Annotated in this window: 1 protein-coding gene; it reads left to right on the top strand. The window is 42.7% G+C overall.

The window, feature by feature from the left end:
* The coding region (gene ltrA, locus ACQRBH_RS17230; RefSeq protein WP_427762682.1) for a group II intron reverse transcriptase/maturase at positions 1–1033 on the top strand (1033 nt) is incomplete at its 5' end.
* Positions 1034–1044 lie beyond the last annotated feature (11 nt).

Raw genomic sequence — 1044 nt, forward strand, 5'->3', positions numbered from 1 at the left:
GATAGACCGAACCCTTCAACAGGCAATAACCCAAATGTTAGTGCCAATCTATGAACCGCTGTTTGCAGATGATAGCTTCGGCTATCGTCCAAACAGAAGTGCAAAAGATGCAATTCTTAAAGTGAAGGAGTATGCAGAGCAAGGCTACACATTTGCAGTAGTATTGGATTTATCGAAATACTTTGATACACTGAATCACGAAATCCTTATCAATCTCCTTCGGAAGAACGTGAAGGATGAACGTGTAGTACAGCTCATTAAACGTTATCTGAAAAGTGGGGTAATGGAAAATGGGGTGGTCATGGAAACAGAGGAAGGCTCTCCACAGGGAGGGAATCTGTCACCACTGCTTGCGAACATCTACCTCAATGAGTTTGACCAAGAGTTCTTGAAGAGAGGAGTTCCATGCATCAGATATGCGGACGACATTGTGCTCCTTGCAAAGAGCAAACGAGCTTCGGAGAGACTTTTGGAAAGCAGTACGAGATATCTTGAAGAGAAGCTGAAATTAACAGTTAACAGAGAGAAAAGCCGAATTGTCAGCGTGTTTGCAATCCGAAATTTTAAATTCCTTGGCTTTGCGTTGGGAAGGAACGGAAGTGGCATTTATGTCAGAGTTCATCCAAAGTCATGGAAGAAGTTTAAGTCTAGGCTGAAAGAGTTATCTTCCCGTAAGTCTGTACAGTCAATCAAGCCTAGCCTTGAGAAAATCAAGGTTTATGCAAGAGGATGGCTTAACTACTATGGGATAGCGAGCATGAAGAATAACATAGATGACATCAACGGATGGCTCTATCACAGAATACGTATGTGCATATGGAAACAGTGGAAACTACCCAAAACAAAGAAGAGAAATCTGATTAAGATGGGTATACCAGAATACTACGCATGTATGGCGGCTAATAGCCGAAAAGGACATTGGTTGTGCGCCAACCTCACAACGGTAAAACGAGCCATGTCAAAAGAAAGACTGATAAACGGTGGCTTTTATGATTTAGCCACAGCCTATCAGTCCGTGCACGTCAACTATTGAAACCGCCGTGT

The sequence above is a fragment of the Bariatricus sp. SGI.161 genome, from assembly GCF_050313695.1.
Lineage (GTDB): Bacteria > Bacillota > Clostridia > Lachnospirales > Lachnospiraceae > JAFBIX01.